This is a genomic window from Thalassospira profundimaris (genome assembly GCF_003326675.1).
Taxonomy (GTDB): domain Bacteria; phylum Pseudomonadota; class Alphaproteobacteria; order Rhodospirillales; family Thalassospiraceae; genus Thalassospira; species Thalassospira aquimaris.
Genome location: NZ_JPWF01000001.1, coordinates 1 through 18,938 on the forward strand (window position 1 = coordinate 1; position 18,938 = coordinate 18,938).

The following is an 18,938-nucleotide window of genomic DNA, read 5'->3' on the forward strand; positions in this document are numbered from 1 at the left end:
AAGGTGACAACGTATTTCAGGACGAGACAGAAAAGAAACAAAGGGCGCGGCCAACCGGTCGCGCCCTTTTTATTCCTGCCACCAAAGAAGTTCACGCATCGCGTGGCAATCCATCGGGATCATCACTGCCGCGGTGATACTTGAATGTGCCGGTTGCTGTCCCGATCACATCACCATCGGCGTTATAGGCCACCGCCTCGGTAAAGACGATCTTGCGGCCACCGCCCTGTTTGCGGGCAACAACCCGCACCAGCCCACCCTTGGCCATGCCAATGAAATTGGTGGTCAGAGACAGGGTCATGGTTTTTCGAATATTGCCCGCGACCGGACAGAAACACACCGCATAACCCGACGCCGTATCCATCAGCGTGGTCAAAATCCCGCCATGCAAGATGCCAACACGATTGCGGTGAAATTCCTGCATTTCCAGTTCGACCACCGCATGGTCCTCTGCCCATTCCACCAAACGGTAACCAAGATGATCCTGAACAGCACTGCCGTGGGCCTGTTCATAAGCAAGATTATCGTCAATTGCGTTCACGGATATCACCCTTGTTGTCGATGTTTTCCAAGCTATAGCAGAAATATGCCCCATCGGAAAATGTGGGCCGCGTAACGGGAATGCGTGTGATGAGTCGCACCTGTTTACGGCCCTGCCCATGTCCGAAATAGCAGGTTTCACATCAAGATTTACAATCTTATTGCGCAACGCAACATCGAATAAATATTTATATTCAATGCATTAACATGACCGTTCTCCAAACAAGAACGGGATATCGGTGAAAGGAGAATAGTCGCGTGACGGGGTGTCTGGTATCTCTGAATTCACCACAAAGACAGATGATGTCGCAAAGGATTAGAGCCATGACGACGATTGCTTACAAAGACGCAACCAGCATCGAACGTGAAGTCCGTACCGGCTGGTTTACCAGTTTTGTTCAGGCCCTTCAGGTTGCCGTAATCATGAAAGCATCCCACGCCAAAACCCACGCAGAACTGACTGCGGACTGGAACAAGGCATGGCGTCAGGTTCAGGGTTAATTACCCCCCTGTTTGAGGCGGGTGCGACGATCTGCACATCACCGCACCCTACTGCCTCATGCAAACCACTTGACGCTACGGGCTGAACCACCGACAACGGTTCCATGCAAAAGTTTGATATTGTGACCATTCGGCTTTTCGTCGCCATTGTGCGGGCGGGAAGCATCAATGAAGCCGCCAGACGCGAACATATCGCGACTTCGGCCGTGTCACGCCGCATTGGCGAATTGGAAGCCATGCTGGGAGTCACTTTGCTGCGCCGCCTGCCACGCGGGGTCGAACCGACCGAAGAAGGTACTATTTTTGCCCGATATGGCGAAAAGCTTCTGGGCGATCTGAACCATCTTTCCAATGAACTGCGCGACTATAATGCCGGTGAAAAGGGCAAGATTTATCTTGCCGCTGTGACATCGGCTATTCTGACCGGATTGCCGTCTTTTCTGGCCGATTTCGAACGCGATTTCCCGCATATCACCGTTGATGTCCGCGAACTGACGTCGCGCGAAAGTGCGGAGGCCGTGCGCGAAGGCCGTGCTGATCTGGCCATCCTTGCCGATAACAGCCCGCTTGGAAATCTGGCCCATGACGTGTTTTGTGATGACCCGATCTGGGTCGTCACCCCCAAGGGTCATCCCCTGATCCCCAACACTGATAATCCGCGACCGGTCAAATTCTCCGAAGCCGCGAAATATGACATCATTTCCCTGCATGAAGGCGGGGTTATTGATGATCTGATTTCCGAGGCAGCATCAAAAATGAAACTTGATATGCATCCCCATATCAAAGTGGTCCGTTTCGGATCCCTGCGCCAGATGATTGCGGCAGGACTTGGGATCGGCTTTTTGCGCAAAAGCTCGGTTGCGGGATATATCGGGCATATCAACATTGCGGGTGCGCCGATTGCAGATGACTGGGCCAAACGCCAGCTTTTGATCGCCCATGAAGGCGATGCCAATCTTACCAGTGCTGCCCGTCTGTTCCGCGATTATCTTCTTAAGAAGTCATCGGAAACCAGCTTCAAGCCGGTCTTGGGATAAGCACCCTTCAACAGTATTCAGGCAGTGCGGGCCATATGGTCCGCCCGAATGTCATTGCCCGTCGGCCCCAATGGCACCACCAACCCGCCAAAGCGCGCAACATGTCTTCCGGCTTCGGCCAGAACAAGTTCCGGTAACTCTGCCCACTGACCAATTGGTGGTAAGATTTCGATATCTTCGCCGTCACGGGGATTAATCAGTTCCGGCAGGTCTTCACGTGCGTGGGTTCCACCACCAGCAAGCATCGGCACAAACAGTGTCTTGTTGCGCGATCCAAGATCACGCCAATCTGCCAGCGAAAATTGGCCTTCAATATTGCCAATACAAATCTCGGCCCCGCGGCACAAGCGACCGACCTGTTGGCCAAAGCGGATCGTTTCCGGCAATGGTTCCGTAAGTGTCTTAAGGCCATGCGGCACAAGAAACACCGACGTTTCATCAGCACCCCATTCCCGCCGGGCAAGAACAGAACGGACCCTCTGCGCCACCAGATCATCAAAACCCGGAAGATTAAGCGCGGGCGGCAAAATGACCGCATCGCCAAGTCCGGCGTGATCAAGTGCACGGGGCAGTTCTTCGAACACCAGATAGCCTTCGCTGAAAAACAGCGGAAAGATAATCAGGCGGTTGGCGTATCCCTTACGTTTCAAGGCTTCGAGCTGATCAGGAAATGACGGCTGGCTTCGCATATAGCCATGGGCAACCGGCCCGTTCCAATCGGGCGCAACCGATCTGGCAAGATCCCCTGCCGGATCCCCGCCATTGCCGCTGTTGCCATGCGACACCATCATCAAAGTTGGCATTTCAAAATCAGACATCACGTCCAGCCCATCATGCTTTCTTGCAAAAACCTAATAATTGATACGCAAGATGCAAGCATCCGGATCGCCACCACGGGAAATTCCCGGTGATCTACTGCACCAGATCCCAATGCGGTTGTCCGCCAAACCGGTCATGCATGAAATCCACCAGAAGCCTGATACGTGATGAAAGCTGTCGGCTGGGCGGATAGAGCAGATAAAGGAAAATCTCGGGCGGGGTATAATCGCACAGCACCGTGACAAGACGTCCGGTCTGCAATTCCGGGCCGGCGATGAAGGTTGGCATTTCCGCCAGTCCCAAACCGGCAACCGCCGCATCACGCAACACTTCGGCATTGTTACAGCAAAACACGCCATTAACCTGTACCGATACCGGCCCGTTCGGCCCGGTCAGTTTCCAGGTCGATCCGGCGGGCAAATTGCCATAATGCAAACAGGGCAAGGTCGCCAGATCACGGATGTCACGTGGTTCGCCATGTTGATGCAGGAAATCCGGGGCGGCACAGATAACCCGGCGGATCGGGATGATTTCATGATCGATCAGGGCAAGGGTTTCTGTCGGGCGGCTGATGCGCACCGTCATGTCAAACCCGTCAGCAACCGGATCAATGAAATGGTCATTCAAGGCCAGTTCAATCCGGATGTCGGGATACAAGCGGGCAAAATCGACAAGTGCCGGTCCAAGATGCAGGGTGCCAAACGACATCGGTGCATTGATGCGAATATCACCTGCCGGCTTTTCCTGATTCTCGCGAATGGATTCTTCGGCTTCGTCCAGATCGGTCAGGATGGCCTTTGCCCGTTGATAAAAGGCCTGCCCGCTTGGCGTTACCGATACTGTGCGCGTGGTCCGGTTCAGCAATTGCACACCCAGATCATCTTCAAGGGCCACCACTGCCCGGTTGACCTGTGATCGCGATTGTCCAATCGCCCGGGCAGCGGCGGCAAAGCTTCCTTCTTCAACGACACGAATAAAGCTTTGCAAACTGGCCATTTTATCCATGTGTAAACGCCCTTGTTTCGATGGATGGTGACGCCATCCAGCCAGGAGACAACCGGAATGATTGTCGCGTATTATGCAACACTATGGACATTATTACGATAATTGTCTCATTTCATGAAAAGCGTATTGTGTCTTCAACAGCAAACAACCTCGTTGGAGGCAGACATGATTATCAAAGTAGATGCAGAAACCCGCGGCCGTGCACAGTTTGGCTGGCTTGATTCGAACCACACTTTTTCGTTCGGTCACTACTATGATCCGAACCGGATGGGCTGGGGCCCGCTGCGCGTCATCAACGAAGACCGCGTTATTCCGGGGGCCGGTTTTGACACCCACGGTCACAAGGATATGGAAATCATTTCCTATGTTCTTGACGGTGCTCTTGAACACAAAGACAGTATCGGAAACGGGTCGGTGATCCGTCCGGGTCGTCTGCAACGCATGACCGCAGGCACCGGTATCCGTCACTCGGAATACAACCATTCGAAAACCGATCCGGTTCATTTCCTGCAAATCTGGGTGATCCCGGAAGCTGCCGGACTGGAACCGGGTTACGAAGAAAAGGAAATCGCACGGGGCGATACCGGTTCGGGTCTGACCCTGATCGGCAGCCGCGATGGCCGTGAGAATTCCATCACCATTCACCAGAATGTCGATCTGTATGTAGCCCACCTCAATGATGGTGAAACCGCACAGCACAGCATCGAAAAAGGCCGCGTCGCCTGGGTTCAGGTCGCTCGTGGCAGCCTGAAAGTGAATGGCGAAACCCTTAATGCCGGTGATGGCGCGGCAATCAAGAATGAAGACGAACTTGTCTTCTCTGATGCCGACAATGCCGAAGCCCTTGTTTTTGACATGGTGGCGTAAGCCGCGAAAAGCGTGCTCCCCCATATCTTGGAGAATTATCATGACCTCGTTCAATGCAACTGACAAAACCCGTTCGATCATCCCTGCCCTTGGCAGTGTGACTTCCGCCCTGCAACCGCTTACCCCTGTGATCATCCGTGTCACCACCGGCCTTCTGATGGTTCCGCACGGCGCACAGAAACTGTTTGGTGCCTTTGGCGGCTATGGCCTTGAAGGGACAGCTGGCTGGCTTGAAAGCATCGGCTTTGCTCCGGGCTTCGTCTTTGCCCTTCTGATCGGTCTTCTTGAATTCGTTGGCGGTTTGATGCTGACGGTTGGTCTTTTGACCCGCCCGGTTGCCGCAGCTGTTCTGGTCTTCATGGCTGTTGCCGTTTCGACCCATATCCCGGCGGGTTATTTCTGGAACAACGGCGGCTTCGAAATGCCGCTGATGTGGGGCTTGCTGGCGCTGACCGTCCTGATCCAGGGTGGTGGCAAATTCTCGATCGACCGCAAGATCGGTTACGAATTCTAAGAATTTCGGTTCCCTCAACCGAGCATTTCTAACGGGTTGCTGAAACAGCAGCCCGTTTTTTTGTCTGCGCTCCCCATATGAGGATATTGAAACAGTGGCAAAACAACAAAGATTAGAAAGAGCCCGAATGGTGATCACCAAGAACTGTCAGCAGACCCATGAATATTGCCAAACAAAGCAACAGCCAGAATGATATTGAAATTGCCGACGGCTTGCGCCGGTGCAAGGGCGACAGCGCGCACGGCAAAAGCAACGCCGAAAAGCGCTTTCTGATCGTTGATGACAGTATTGAAGTTCGGTTTTCAATTCGCCGAATGTTGCGCAGCGCCGGAGCAACCCATGTTGATGTTGCTGAAAACGGCGAAGCCGCCCTGCAAATGATGTCCCAGATGGCCCGCAAGCAAACGGGATATGACGTCATGATTCTGGATTATATGATGCCAGCAATGAACGGCATCGAAACACTTTATGAAATCAAACGGCGCAACATCAAAAGTGCGGATCAAACCCGCAAGATCATGCTGACCGGCTTCTACGACCAGGATGTGATCAACGAAGCCAAATCGGTCGGCGCTTCCTTTGTCCTGTGCAAGCCTTGCGACGCAGCAAGCCTGACAGCCGCCATTTCCTGAAGCCACAGGGACAGATCATGCCGCACAATGCTTCGATCATATTTGTTGATGACGATCCCAACGTGTTGCGCGGATTGCGTCGGCGCATGATGGGTCAGCGTCCCAAATGGTCACTGCGTTTTTACGAACGCGCCGAACAGGCATTGGTCGGTCTTGAAGAACAACCCGCCGATGTGGTGATTTCCGATATGCGGATGCCCGAAATGGACGGTGCGGAGTTTTTGCGCATCGTTGCGACGCGCTACCCGCAAACATCCCGTATTCTTTTGTCGGGATATGCTGATGAGGTCGCCATTCAGAATGGTACGGCCGCGACCCAGCATTTCCTGACCAAACCCTGCAAGGATACCGATATCATCCATGCAGTCGAACGCGGATTGATCATGCGTCGCTACCTTCATGATCCGTTGTTGATCGACCTGCTTTCCCGTATTCCCGAAGATCTTGTCTGGCCAAAAACCTTTCAACGCCTGCACACGATCTTGCAGTTCACCGGCCCCAAAAGCCGCGATGAACTGAACGAATTTGCACGTGAATACCCTGCCCTTACAGCACTGGCACAGGAACTGGCGCGGCGTGAAAAACTGATTTCCCCGGAAAGCCAGCCTGACCTGATCGGCCTTGTGAAGCTGCTTGGCATCGAAACAATCAAGGCACTGTGCATCCTTTGGGCAGAACTTCGTCAGCCTGACTGCTTTGATCCCAGCCAGATGGATGTTGAACTGCATCGCCCGATGGTGCTTGGCCAGATGGCGGCCAACATTGCCCGATTGCAAAACCTGACCTTTGAAACGGTTGATCAGGTCCGCGCGGCCGCCCTGCTTAGTCACATTGGCGATATCATCATCAAGCATGTCAAAGCGGACGGATATCGTGCCAGCCGCGAACGTGCCGACCGGGATGAATGCGATATTATTTCTGCCGAGATCGCAGAAATGGGTTTTGCCCATCCTGCGGTTTCGGCCTGTATCTGCGCCTATTGGGGTTTTCCGCATGAAGTGGTTGAAGACATTGCCTTCCACCACCGTCCGGAAGCCGCCCCGACCCGGAATTCCAAGACCCTTCTGATCGTATATGCGGCACAGCATTTTGCACGTCTGGTCGGGGTTGATGGCGCCCGAATAGCGCGCAAATATGATCTTGCAACCACCTTCATTTCGCGTTGCGGAGCCGAAGATGTCTGGCCGATCTGGCAGAATGCCTGCATCGAGAATCACACACCGCGTGAACGCAGTCTTCATTCCTAAGACAGCGTTCAGCAATCCTTCTTAAACAACGACAAAATCGGGAAGGTTTTAGCGCAACAGTGCGTTCAGATCGCCCGGCCCCTGCATGGCGCCATTTACGGGTTGCGTCGAATAGGAGGGATTGGCGATTGGCAGGCGGATCACAAATTCCGCCCCGTCGATATAGTCGCTCGACAGCGTCAGATCACCGCCAAAGTCATCCTGAATAAGCTTGCGACAAATCGGAAGCCCCTGACCCGTGCCAACACCCCGTTCCTTGGTCGTAAAGAAGTAATCAAAGATACGATCGCGCAATTCTTCGGGCACGCCGCTGCCATTGTCACGCAGACGGATATAGACATTGTCATCGTCAGAAGTAACAGACAGTTCAATCCGTCCCCGACGCTGATCGGTTTCACGGATTGCCTGCGATGCATTGACAATCAGATTGATCAGGGCCTGCGACAGATGGTTGCGTCGACCATTAACGTCCGTGACGTTGGAACGAATATCAACTTCCAGATCAGCAACATGTTTGACCTGGTTGCGTGTCAGGGTGACCGCCGTGTCGATTTCCTCGGTGATTGAAATCAGTTCGATGGCATCATTGGCCGGATGGGCAAACTTTCGAATGCCGCGCACAATTTCGGCAATCCGTTCAAGTCCCTGAATGCTTTCATCAATCGCAAGCGGCACTTCCTGAACCAAAAAGTCGATCTTGTCCTGATCGAAGTCGATTTTTGCCGATGGATCAAGTTGCTGTCGACGCACAGCATCGACCAGTCCCGAAAAGCTGTCAGACAGGAATTCCAGATTGTTCTGGATATATTGGGCAGGTGTATTGATTTCATGGGCAACGCCGCCGGCCAGCGTCCCAAGCGCATGCATTTTGGCGTAGTCGGCGGCCTCTTCGATGACTTCCTGTTCCTGGCGCGCCTTCTGGGCGGCGATATCAGCGGCAAAAACACGCTGGCGCTGACGGATCATGAACCCGCCAAGAACCGCCATCGCAACGACCCCGACAAAGAACAGATAGGTCAGAAGCTCGATATGCCATTTTACGGTGCGAATATTCTCTGCATTGTAAACCGACACAAAATTGGTCGTCCGAACAACGGCCTGCTGCAATGGTTCATCCATCGGATCCAGCAGACGATAAAGTTCTTCAAGCTTGCTGCGTGGACCATTTGCTGCGGCAACCGCGCGGTCGATTTCTTCGATACGACGCTGCAGAACTTCGAGTGACGCCGCGACCTCAGGTACCGAAAGAAGGACTCTGAACCCTTCTCCATCGCGCAATAAAAAGACGCGACTGACCAGAATCTCATACTCCAGCATGACTTCTTCGAGAGCATCCTGATCAAGTCTGGACCTGCCAAATGCGGCCTCGATATCGCGCTGAATGATGAAATACTGGCGCTGAATCTGGAACACGGCCCAGACAAAATTCTCGCGATAGGTAAATCGCTCGTCTTCAAGCTGGCGAATGATCGCCGTCGACAGAACTGCATATAAACCGACAAACAGGACCAGTACAATGAACATGGTCCTGCCTGAACGGTTAGACAGAAACGTCTTAATTCTTTGCATCAATCGACTTCACCTGCCAGACCGAGTAAGACCAGAAGGTATCTGTCTGCATCCGCGCATCCTTGTCATAGGGGAAGACCACCCAGAACGGACCCTTTTCACGGACCGACATTTCCGCATCATTAAGGTGATAGGCCAGAATGGCGCCATCGGCACGCAGAACACTTGTTGGAACAATCACGTTGTAATCGTTCAAAGCTGCGACGCGAACCTGATCGGCATCAAGCCCGTAGGTATCAATCAGCAGATCGAACGATACCCCTTTGAACTTCTGTACGCCGTTGGTCCAGGGGGTCGATGTGTAAAACTCGGTCGCGGGCAATTCCATCAGTTGGTCCATGGAAACCTTGACGGCCTCGCCATTCGGCTTGGTAAAGGTTACAGAACCACCGGCAGAGGCCGACACCGAGAAGAACCCGACCATTGCGACCACAATACCAAGCAACTTCACACAGCTTTTGAAAAGTCTCATATCCATGCTCCCTTACATGCTTACAAGCGTGGCCACAGCATGTTGATTTAACAATAACTAACCGGCGAACTTACGCAACCAATCAATATATTCACGCGCTGATCGGGGCGCTTGCCCGGGCCTCCCAGGTATCAAGTGGTGCCGGACTTCCAAGATAGAAGCCCTGCATTTCGGTGATGCCATAGATCTGCAGTTTTTCTGCAACCTTGCCGCTTTCAATCCCCTTGGCAGAGATCGAAAGCCCCATTTTCGAACAAACCTGTGCGATCCATTCAACAAAGGCATCATCGAGAAAATCGGTCATGATGCCGGCCACCAGATCACGATCCAGTTTGATTCCGGCAAAAATCTCGTGGCGCAGCAGCTCCAGTGAATTATTGCCGGACCCGAAATCATCAATCAAAAGTGCAATGCCGCGTTCACGCAGACGGGTTGCACTTGCCAAAAGTTCCAGATCGTCCGGGCTTACCTGGCGTTCCGGTATTTCATAGGTGATGCTGATCCCGCGCATCCGCATTTTTTCATAAAAGCGGATCACCATTTCAAGGAATTCCGGGGTCTTGAGCGAATAGGCCGAAACATTCACCGCAAGATTGGCATTCTCGCCCAGCAACATCCGGTAACGCGGGGCCTGATCAATCATGATCGCCATCAATTGACTAGTAAGGCGATTGATAATCGGATGGTTGCGGCACACCTCGAAAATTTCGTCGATGCCGAATTCTTTTTCAAGCGATGGCATGCGGCACAGAATTTCAACACCGCACAGGCCAAGGTCACTGGCACGGAAACGTGGTTGCAGGACAGTATAAAAATCGGCGCGATCAATGGCCGCATTCACCATCATCGGTGTCAGACCCGATACCGGCTTGACCACCGGCTTGCTGGTCATGATGACGCGTTCAATCGCATCCTTTAGGACGGTCACTGAAACCGGCTTTGCCAGAACGCGGGTCACCATTGCCTGATTGATCGCTTCGCGCAGCGAGATGCTTGAAACGTTGCCCGACAACAACATACGGTTGACCATCGGCGCCATGCGTGCGGCCTGTTTCAGGAACGAAATACCGTCCAGGGTCGGCATCACCAGATCAGCAATAATCAAATCGGCCCGGTCGCGATTAAGCGACAACCAATCCAATGCCGTCTGCCCATCAGCATAGGTGACGAATTCGAAACTGCTCGACAGGGTGCGACGCACGGCTGCCAACAGTTTTTCATCATCATCTACCATCAGAATGACGGGACGTTTTTTACTGACCACATCCATAAATGGACAACTCCGGTATGCTCTGAAATCTCTGTATCGCGTTGGGCCATCCGGCAAAATTGCGTCATACGCATAAGCCGGGGCTTTGAACGGTCACAGATTAGTGTCAGACTGTCCCTGTCCAATATCCCCATTTGTGGAGGGCATTTTTGAATGGCTGAAAAAACGCCGGTGCGGATTGCCTTTGTTGATGATGACGAACACCTTTTGTCGTCGCATCGGCGCAATTTTGCGCGCCTGCGCCCCGCATGGGATGCGGCCTATTTCAATGACCCTTACAAGGCACGTGATGCAATTTCTGCCGATTCCGGCATTCATGCGGCCGTACTGGATATCCATATGCCGGGCATGTCGGGGCTTGAACTGGCGGCTGAGCTGCGCAGACTGCGAAGTGATCTGATCATTGTCATGCTGACTGGCTATGCCGATCTGCAATCGGCCCTTCTTGCCGTCAACGAGCTGGGCGTTTTCCGGTTTTATCCAAAACCCACCAACCTTCAGACCATCCTTGAAGGACTGGAAAGCGAGATCGAAGCACGCCAAGGCCACGTCGAAGAATCCCTGCCGACCGATTTTCTTGATCTGTTTGAACTCGGTGTCGTTGCCGTCGATGATGCAATGACCATTCTGCACATGAATGCGCAGGCCGCCGAATTGATGCGCGGATCATCGCTTGTAAAGTCGGGCTCCCAGGGAAAACTGATCCTGGAGCCAACCCCGGACGGACTTGCAGCCTTCCTGCATCCGCCGTCAAACATGACACCGCGTCCCCATCAAAGCTATGCGATTGAACGCGATGGCGAAAAACTGTCGGTCCTGATCCGGCGTGTCCCCAAGAAGACCGATGGCAAAACAACCTTCATGGTCATTCTGGTCGATCCGGCACAACAAAAACCACCCGCTATTGATGACCTTATGGATTTGTTCGGATTGACCCGTTCCGAGGCGAAACTGACCCAGAAACTGGCCGAGGGACTTGCCCTTGATCAAGCTGCCGAACTTGTCGGGATTTCGCACAGTTCGGCCCGCACCTATCTTAAAACCATCTTCTCCAAGACCGGTGTCAACAGACAACCGCAATTGATGAAGACGGTGCTGTCATCTATACCATCGCTCCGCTAGGAAGATGGAACATCAATAGAAACAATCCCCTATCGACCCAAGGCCACCGTATATTTGCTTGAAAAACAAACCCATTGATCTACCTTGGGTTATGTTGATTTGAAAAATCATGCATGTCTGGGGGGCATCAGGATTGATCAGGGGCAGGGGCAATCACTGGCCAAGCTGTGGCACGGCAAAACGCGCGTTGCCCCTTATGTTTGTGGTCATCGCTGCAACCTGCTTTCCCCTTTGCAATGCATCCGCCCAAACCGCGACCGGCAACGGTTCGCGCCAGGAAGTGCCAGAAGATCAAACCCATATCCGTCTGGGTCGAATTGTTCTGACACCGGCCCTGACCCTGCGCAGCGGATTTGATGACAATATCTTTCAATCCGAAAACAACCCGACATCCGATGTGGTGTCGACCATTGCCCCGCGCATAACCCTGGAAGGGGAATGGCAGGATTTCCGCGCCGATATCAGCGCCGGCATGGAACTGGGATTTTTTGCCCAATCTTCGGACGATGATTATCAGGACGCCGATATCAGGATCACCAGCAACATTGATCTTGATACATCGACCATCGAAGGCGGGATCAGTTGGCAGCAAAGCCACGATCCACGCGGCGGCAATGACGTGGCATCCAACGCCCGTGAACCGGTAATTTATCAGGATATCAACACCCATATCAGCGGGAGATATGTGGCGGACCGACTGCGTTACGAATCCCGCCTGTCCCTTCGACGCCTTGAATTTGATGAAAGTACCGCCCTTGACGGCACAGCAATCCGCAATGATGACCGCAACCGGACAGAAACCACCGAAACCCTGCGTGCCTTGATCGCACTTGATCTTGATCGCGAGGCATATGGCGAAATCACCCTGAACCAGCGACAATATGACCGCACCCCCGACGATACCGGACTGACCCGCGACTCTGCCGGATTTGCGCTTTATGGCGGGGTGCGATTTGATCTGACCGATCTGGTCAAGGCTGATCTTGCGGCGGGCTGGATGACGCGAACCTATGCCGATCCCGCCTTTGGCAATATTGGCGATTATACGCTTCGCGGGGATATCGACTGGTCGGTTACCCGCCTGACCAGTCTTAATTTCAACGCCGCACGTGCGGTTCGTGAAACAACCGTCACCGGGGCAAGCGGCATTCTGGCCTTTGATTTCGGGATGGGGGTTTCCCACGAATTGAGGCGCTGGCTGCAAATCGGGGCCACGGCAAGCTATAGCAACGAACAGTTTCAGCAAACCACACGACGCGATCAAACCGGCCAGCTGGGTGCCACAATCGAATACCGGATGAACCGATTTACTCGCCTTACAGGTGCGATTGATCATGACATGCGCCAATCGAACACAAACGGCGAAAGTTACCGCCGTTTTCAAAGCCTGATCAGTCTAAAGCTGGAGATTTAAATGCGCATCTTCACGTTCCAGAACCTTTACCCGCCAATCGCCATTCTGATCATGCTTTTGGCCATCGTCTTTGGCACAGCAAACAGCTTTGCCCAAACCATCCATCAGATCGAGCGCGGCGATACGGTGCGCGTTACCGTATTTGGCGAACCCAATCTTTCCGGCGATTTTATCGTCGACACCCAAGGAAGACTTAACCTTGCCCTGATCGGGCCGGTTTCGGTCGTAAGCCTGACCCCGGATCAGACGCGGACCATCATTCGCGATGCCTATCAGGATGGCTATTTGCGCCACCCGGATGTGGCGGTCGAAATCATTGCCTTTCGCCCGATATTCATCGTTGGCGAGGTCAATCAGCCGGGGTCTTATGACTATGTACCGGGGATGAATGTCCTGAATGCCATCGCGCTGGGTGGTGGCATGACCTATCGCGGCAAGGAAGACGATATTGAAATTCTCCGCGGTGCCGAGGACAATCGCATTTCCATCCCGGCAAGCCTTGCCACCGCTGTCATGCCCGGTGACACCATCCGTATTGCCGAAAGATATTTCTAGGTCATATCAACTGGCAAAATCGATCCAAGCAGCATGAAATTTTGCCATGCTGCACTGCAAACCATCACTTTTTAGAATACTTAAACACAACGTTGAATTTTTCACCTGTTCATCGCGCTGGCATCTTTACCTTGGCCCCGAATTCGTGATGAAATCGTGTTTGCGCATCCACCGCGCCAAAAAATGAACAACGCAAATCACGTATTTTGCCCCACCATACGGAGTTCTTCATACATGTCCGGGAAAACGGAAAAGCACCACCTGCGCCACGGCGGTCGTATTCTGGTTGATCAATTGGCCCTGCACGGCGCAGAGCGTGTCTTTCTGGTGCCAGGTGAAAGCTATCTGGCGGTTCTTGATGGTCTGGTTGATCATCCTGCCATTGATCCCATCATCTGCCGTCAGGAAGGCGGTGCCGCCATCATGGCAGAGGCCTATGGCAAACTGACCGGAAAGCCCGGCATTTGCATGGTCACCCGCGGCCCCGGTGCCACCAATGCATCGGCTGGCGTACATGTTGCCCATCAGGACAGCACACCCATGATCCTTCTGGTCGGGCAGATCGGGCGTGACATGGTGGACCGCGAAGCGTTTCAGGAAGTCGATTATCGCAAGATGTTCGAACCGCTCGCCAAATGGGTTGGCCAGATTGATGATATCAACCGCATCCCGGAATATATCAGCCACGCCTATCACATCGCGACTTCGGGTCGCCCCGGCCCGGTTGTTCTGGCCCTGCCCGAAGATATGCTTTCTTCAAGCTCAGAGGTTGCCGATGCCAAGCCCTATGTCCCGATTGAAGCCAAAACAGCCCCCGAAGACGTGGCCCGTTTCCGCGACGCCCTTTCCAGGGCCAAACAGCCGATCATGATCGTTGGTGGTGGCGGCTGGACCCGCGAGGCCACCGAAAACCTTAAATCCTTTGCGCTGCGCAACAATGTCGCGATTGCCACGTCTTTCCGCTGTCAGGATTATATCCCCAATACCCATAGCCACTTTGTCGGCGATGTCGGCATCGGGATTAACCCGAAACTTGCCGAATTTATCCGCGACAGTGATCTGGTGATTTTGGTTGGATCGCGTATGGGTGAAATGACCAGCAGCGGCTATAGCCTGCTTGATATCCCCTGCCCCAAACAGAAACTGGTCCATGTTTATTCGGGGCCCGATGAGTTGGGCCGGGTCTATCGCCCGGATGTCGCAATCAACGCGTCACAGCGATCCTTCCTGCGCGCTATTGCGATGATGGAGCCGGTTGACGGTTCTGCTCGTGACGCGATGATTGAAACCGCACATGCGTCCTATATCGCCTTTTCCACCCCGCTTGATACACCGGGTGCCGTAAAAATGGCCCATGTGATTGCGGAATTGCGCGACAAGCTTTCAGATGATGCCATTGTCACCAACGGCGCCGGGAACTATGCCGCCTTTCTGCATCGTTTCTTCCGCTATCGGGAATATCGCACCGAACTTGCCCCGACGTCGGGTTCAATGGGCTATGGCCTGCCGGCATCGGTTTCGGCCAAGCTTGCCCATCCGGATCGCCCGGTGGTTTGCCTTGCCGGTGACGGATGCTTTTTGATGCACGGACAGGAATTTGCCACCGCCGTTCAATACGGGGCCAATATCATCACGATTGTGGTCAATAACGGCATGTTCGGCACCATCCGCATGCATCAGGAACGCAACTATCCCGGTCGCGTGTCGGGCACCGAACTCCATAACCCGGATTTCGCGGCCTACGCCGTTGCCTTTGGCGGACATGGTGAAACCGTCACACGGACCGAGGATTTCGGCCCGGCCTTTGACCGTGCAGTTGCCAGTGGCAAACCCGCGATCATCGAAGTCCAGGTCGACCCACAGGCCTTAACCCCGATCAAAACCCTTGATCAAATCCGGGCAGGCGCCTGATTAAACGGAAATGTGGGCGGGATCAGCGTTTGGGAATGCTGATCCCGCCACTTTCAAGCCCTGCTTTCAGCGCATCAACCGCAACGGCCAGTTTTTCATCAATCACATGTAAATAGGCCGTCCAGTCAGAAAGCTTCTTAAGCTCTTCCTTGCCATCAGAAATTCCGCGAAGACCGATCAGCGGCACATCAAATTTGTGGCAGGCGCGTAAGATGGCAAAACTTTCCATATCGACCATATCGGCATCAATCAGATCATAGGCCGCACCCGACACCACATTGGCCCCGGTCGACAAACGCGCTTCAGGGATGCCCGGAATACGAAATTCCATGCTGATCTCGGCAGGCAAATCCACAAACGGCGTGCAGCCCTTTTCAAAGCCCAGAACCGACGCATCCATATCGCGGTAAGATACCGAAACCGCCTGATAAACCTCGGCCTGCTCCAGCGTCCGCGACCCGGCAGACCCCAGCGTCACAACAAGGTCGGGCAGATCACCCGCCAACTTCAGCTCGGTCAAAGCTGCCGTCAGATTGATCGCAGCCTCCACCGGCCCAACCCCGATCATCAACGGTGTAAACCGCGCTTTGAGGAAATCCCCATATTCCGCCGGTGCCGCCATTGCGAACAACACGTTATGGCCCGCAAAATCGTGAAGGTAGCCGCGCATATACTTGTCTCATATCCTGAAGAAATCGATCTGATTGCCCATAACACCCTTATTAGATGGTATGGCCGAAACTCAGAATCGAACAACCGGATCAGTCATGCAAACAAAAACAGGTTCCGCCTTAAAAATCAGCTGCACCCCTCACCTACTGACGGCTCTGTTCGCGTGTATATGTCACGCGCCAGTTCTTTGTATTTTCCAATTCTTCCAAGGTCAGGCTACTCACCCTGACACACGCAGTTTTCACATCTGCTTTCGCTTCGTCACCGCCGTAAACCGGTAGATATGAAAGAGTTGTCACAGGCTTTGCGCCAATTGCCAAAATTGCCGAGCGATTAAACTGCAAAGCTGCTCTTTGGAATTGGATACTACCGCTTGCAATGGAATATCCACAAACGCCAAAGTTACCATCGGCGAAGGTTTTCGGCCCCAAAAACACATCGAGTGTATGAGCCGTCGGCGCACCAAATTTCTGACCGTTTTGCTGCCTTGTTCCCTGATACGTCTTTGTAACTTTTACAAACTTGGTCAATGGCGCATTCGGGGTTGCATCCGGCATCAACTGAGCCCCGTACCCCGGATCGTAAGTGGTCTGACATGCCGACAGAACAAAAGCAGCAAAAACCGAGAAAACTGTTTTCTTAAACATCCCAAAATTACCCAAGATTGAAAATATACTTATACTTTCATCACAAGGTAGCATTTGCAACACTAAACCCCTAATATAAAAACAAAATCGGAGTCTTACTGGCTAGACGCAAACTGGCCCTCCGACTGAGGCGAAAACGCAACCATCTGGCAATTCTACAGATATAGAGGTGGGGGAAATTGGCGCACCCGACAGGATTCGAACCTGTGGCCTTTGCCTTCGGAGGGCAACGCTCTATCCAGCTGAGCTACGGGTGCGCAATAGAGGGGCCACGACTGGATCAAGTGGCCCGAATGCGATGGGTGATACAGGTTTTGTCCCGAACGGGCAAGGGTTTTTGAACCCCGTGCCGTTACAGTATTATCACCATGTCGGGTTAAGGTAACCTTGTGCCCGAAACAGCACAATCAGCTTTCGACATCGCGCCGGTCATAGGGATCGCGCACGACCCAGGTGCCGTTCCATTCACGGTCCTGTTCGCGGCGTTGCAGACGTTCCATGCGATTCATCATCAGCTGGGCGGCAAAGTCGCTGTCATCAAGTTCCAGAACCGCCTCGTAAAGCGGTTTGGCCTGATCAAATGCGCCTTCGCGGTAATGGGTCATCGCGGTTTCGTATTTGGTGCGCCAGTCGCGACGTTCATCCGTAAGCTGCCCGCCCGGTGCAAGCACTTCGTATAGATAAACCACATGTTCGGTACCCAGAAGCACCACATGGTCAAGATCGCGCATCTCGATCTCGCCCGCCGCCATATTCGCCGTGACATGCGATGCCAGAATGCGCGTGCCATACACCCGGTTGGCTTTTTCCAGACGGTTGGCATAGTTCACACAATCGCCAACCACCGTATAGGCGCGCGATTTATCGGTTCCGATGGAGCCAACAACCACCTCGCCAGTCGCAATACCGATACGGATATCAAGCCCGTGATCGCCGATCAGATCTGCATATTTGGTCTTGAGCGCGTTAAAGCGTGCCACCTGTTCCAAAGCCGCCTGACAGGCATGGCGAGCATGGGCATTTTCCCCGCAAAACGGCGGCCCCCAGAAGCCAATCACCCGGTCACCGACAAAGTTGTCGATGATGCCGCTTTGATTGGCGATGGGTTCGGTCATCGCCGTCAGATAGTCATTAAGGAAATCGACAAGCTTTTCAGGCGGCGTATGTTCGGCCAACCAGTCAAAGCCGGTCAGGTTGACCACACTGACGGTCATCACGCGCTTTTCGGAGTTTTCAAGCGCGGTTTCCTGATTGATCAGATTGTTGATGACCTTGGGATCAACATATTTGCCAAACCGTTCGCGCATTCGAAACCGCACACGCAATTCACGCGACATGCGGTTAAAGGCATCGGCAAGACGGGCAAAGTCGCCCTTGCCCTTGAAATCAAGATTGGTATCAAGTTTGCCCGACTGAATATCGTTAAGGGCATTGGTGGTCTTGCGGACCGCCACCACCACCGCATGGGCCAGGTAATAGGCCAGCGAAACGCCGATAATCACAGCACCGAGCATCATGATGAATTCGGCCTGGATCAGGAAATCCTCACTGCGCGAAACGCTTTCGACCGTATCGGCCGCATATTTCTCAAGCAGCAAAATCTCGTTGCGCAGATCAAGGACGATGGTGCGGTGAAGGCCGCGTACAATGTTTTCCTGACGCTGGGCATCGACAAGATCGCCATCCCCCACCCGGCCAAGCAACCGTTCCATACCCAGCGAGAACTGCGCGGACACATCGGCGAATTCGCGCATTCGAACATCAAGGTCAAGCAACACCCCGTTGCCAAAATGGCCCGATGCCTGCGCCCGGCCAAGGGCGGCAAAGGTAAAGGTCTTGCGGAAGGCCTGTTCGATCTGGGTCTGCTTGGCACCGATTTCGATTTCAATGCCGTTCAAAAGCGGGGCATTCGGGCCGTCATTTTCGACCACCCGCATATAGCGATCCAGAAGGGAAATCTGTTCAAGCTGACGGGCACGCACATCGGAAAGCGCATCCTTGACCGGCGTCACATAGCGCGACACCGCTTCAAGATCACCGTTAATGCCAAGGGACTGGATCACGGAAAAGCCGGTCGCGACAACAAGCCACACGACAAAAAAGGCCGCAACACCCAGGAACTTTGCCCGAATGGTCCTTAGCAT

Annotated in this window: 19 protein-coding genes and 1 tRNA gene; 10 read left to right on the forward strand and 10 right to left on the reverse strand. The window is 53.5% G+C overall.

Annotated features, from left to right (window positions below; translation table 11 throughout):
* Nucleotides 1–91: 91 nt before the first annotated feature.
* Nucleotides 92–541 (reverse strand): PaaI family thioesterase, encoded by a 450-nt coding sequence (locus tag TH19_RS00005; RefSeq protein ID WP_258547755.1) that lies wholly within the window; start codon nucleotides 539–541, stop codon nucleotides 92–94.
* A 323-nt stretch (nucleotides 542–864) separates the two neighbouring features.
* Here TH19_RS00005 and TH19_RS22455 point away from each other — a divergent pair, with 323 nt between their 5' ends.
* Both TH19_RS22455 and TH19_RS00010 read left to right on the forward strand, forming a co-directional pair.
* Nucleotides 865–1,041 carry a hypothetical protein gene (locus TH19_RS22455; RefSeq protein WP_181846252.1) on the forward strand — a complete coding sequence of 59 codons (177 nt, stop codon included), beginning with the start codon at nucleotides 865–867 and terminating at the stop codon, nucleotides 1,039–1,041.
* Nucleotides 1,042–1,145: 104 nt separating this feature from the next.
* Nucleotides 1,146–2,078 (forward strand): LysR family transcriptional regulator, encoded by a 933-nt coding sequence (locus TH19_RS00010; RefSeq protein WP_114100286.1) that lies wholly within the window; start codon nucleotides 1,146–1,148, stop codon nucleotides 2,076–2,078.
* A 17-nt stretch (nucleotides 2,079–2,095) separates the two neighbouring features.
* On the opposite strand, the gene TH19_RS00015 is transcribed toward TH19_RS00010, so the two are convergent.
* Entirely contained in the window at nucleotides 2,096–2,896 is an 801-nt protein-coding gene (locus TH19_RS00015) for a CbiX/SirB N-terminal domain-containing protein (RefSeq protein ID WP_114100287.1), read from the reverse strand.
* Nucleotides 2,897–2,990: 94 nt separating this feature from the next.
* Complete coding sequence (locus tag TH19_RS00020; protein ID WP_114100288.1) at nucleotides 2,991–3,902, reverse strand: LysR family transcriptional regulator; 912 nt, start codon at nucleotides 3,900–3,902, stop codon at nucleotides 2,991–2,993.
* 165 nt (nucleotides 3,903–4,067) lie between these two features.
* Between TH19_RS00020 and TH19_RS00025 the strand changes: the two genes are divergently transcribed.
* The 4 genes from TH19_RS00025 to TH19_RS00040 all read left to right on the forward strand — a co-directional run bounded on the left by TH19_RS00025 (nucleotide 4,068) and on the right by TH19_RS00040 (nucleotide 7,162).
* The gene (locus TH19_RS00025) at nucleotides 4,068–4,769 is read left to right on the forward strand and encodes a pirin family protein (protein WP_114100731.1); all 702 of its coding nucleotides are present in this window, start codon (nucleotides 4,068–4,070) and stop codon (nucleotides 4,767–4,769) included.
* 40 nt (nucleotides 4,770–4,809) lie between these two features.
* Entirely contained in the window at nucleotides 4,810–5,283 is a 474-nt protein-coding gene (locus tag TH19_RS00030) for a DoxX family protein (RefSeq protein ID WP_114100289.1), read from the forward strand.
* 158 nt (nucleotides 5,284–5,441) lie between these two features.
* Nucleotides 5,442–5,915 carry a response regulator gene (locus TH19_RS00035; RefSeq protein WP_114100290.1) on the forward strand — a complete coding sequence of 158 codons (474 nt, stop codon included), beginning with the start codon at nucleotides 5,442–5,444 and terminating at the stop codon, nucleotides 5,913–5,915.
* A gap of 17 nt (nucleotides 5,916–5,932) precedes the next feature.
* Nucleotides 5,933–7,162, forward strand: coding sequence for a response regulator (locus tag TH19_RS00040; RefSeq protein WP_114100291.1), 1,230 nt, complete (start codon nucleotides 5,933–5,935; stop codon nucleotides 7,160–7,162).
* Between the two features lie 48 nt (nucleotides 7,163–7,210).
* On the opposite strand, the gene TH19_RS00045 is transcribed toward TH19_RS00040, so the two are convergent.
* The 3 genes from TH19_RS00045 to TH19_RS00055 form a co-directional block, all read right to left on the reverse strand.
* Nucleotides 7,211–8,686 (reverse strand): sensor histidine kinase, encoded by a 1,476-nt coding sequence (locus TH19_RS00045; RefSeq protein WP_114100292.1) that lies wholly within the window; start codon nucleotides 8,684–8,686, stop codon nucleotides 7,211–7,213.
* A 31-nt stretch (nucleotides 8,687–8,717) separates the two neighbouring features.
* Entirely contained in the window at nucleotides 8,718–9,203 is a 486-nt protein-coding gene (locus TH19_RS00050; protein ID WP_114100732.1) for a putative pterin-binding protein, read from the reverse strand.
* A gap of 91 nt (nucleotides 9,204–9,294) precedes the next feature.
* Entirely contained in the window at nucleotides 9,295–10,473 is a 1,179-nt protein-coding gene (locus tag TH19_RS00055) for an EAL domain-containing response regulator (protein ID WP_114100293.1), read from the reverse strand.
* Between the two features lie 153 nt (nucleotides 10,474–10,626).
* Between TH19_RS00055 and TH19_RS00060 the strand changes: the two genes are divergently transcribed.
* From TH19_RS00060 to TH19_RS00075, 4 genes are all read left to right on the forward strand, one after another.
* Complete coding sequence (locus TH19_RS00060) at nucleotides 10,627–11,595, forward strand: DNA-binding response regulator (protein WP_114100294.1); 969 nt, start codon at nucleotides 10,627–10,629, stop codon at nucleotides 11,593–11,595.
* Between the two features lie 196 nt (nucleotides 11,596–11,791).
* Nucleotides 11,792–13,009, forward strand: coding sequence for an outer membrane beta-barrel protein (locus tag TH19_RS00065; protein ID WP_181846253.1), 1,218 nt, complete (start codon nucleotides 11,792–11,794; stop codon nucleotides 13,007–13,009).
* The gene (locus tag TH19_RS00070; protein WP_114100296.1) at nucleotides 13,010–13,564 is read left to right on the forward strand and encodes a polysaccharide biosynthesis/export family protein; all 555 of its coding nucleotides are present in this window, start codon (nucleotides 13,010–13,012) and stop codon (nucleotides 13,562–13,564) included.
* A 234-nt stretch (nucleotides 13,565–13,798) separates the two neighbouring features.
* On the forward strand, nucleotides 13,799–15,475 hold the full coding sequence (locus TH19_RS00075) for a thiamine pyrophosphate-binding protein (protein ID WP_114100297.1): 1,677 nt from the start codon (nucleotides 13,799–13,801) through the stop codon (nucleotides 15,473–15,475).
* Nucleotides 15,476–15,497: 22 nt separating this feature from the next.
* On the opposite strand, the gene TH19_RS00080 is transcribed toward TH19_RS00075, so the two are convergent.
* The 4 genes from TH19_RS00080 to TH19_RS00095 all read right to left on the reverse strand — a co-directional run bounded on the left by TH19_RS00080 (nucleotide 15,498) and on the right by TH19_RS00095 (nucleotide 18,938).
* Nucleotides 15,498–16,145, reverse strand: coding sequence for a 5'-methylthioadenosine/S-adenosylhomocysteine nucleosidase (locus TH19_RS00080; protein WP_114100298.1), 648 nt, complete (start codon nucleotides 16,143–16,145; stop codon nucleotides 15,498–15,500).
* A gap of 145 nt (nucleotides 16,146–16,290) precedes the next feature.
* Nucleotides 16,291–16,794: a hypothetical protein gene (locus TH19_RS00085; RefSeq protein ID WP_147250686.1), complete on the reverse strand. Its 504-nt coding sequence runs from the start codon at nucleotides 16,792–16,794 to the stop codon at nucleotides 16,291–16,293.
* Nucleotides 16,795–16,974: 180 nt separating this feature from the next.
* Nucleotides 16,975–17,051: transfer RNA gene (locus TH19_RS00090), tRNA-Arg, on the reverse strand.
* Nucleotides 17,052–17,201: 150 nt separating this feature from the next.
* The gene (locus TH19_RS00095) at nucleotides 17,202–18,938 is read right to left on the reverse strand and encodes an adenylate/guanylate cyclase domain-containing protein (protein ID WP_114100300.1); all 1,737 of its coding nucleotides are present in this window, start codon (nucleotides 18,936–18,938) and stop codon (nucleotides 17,202–17,204) included.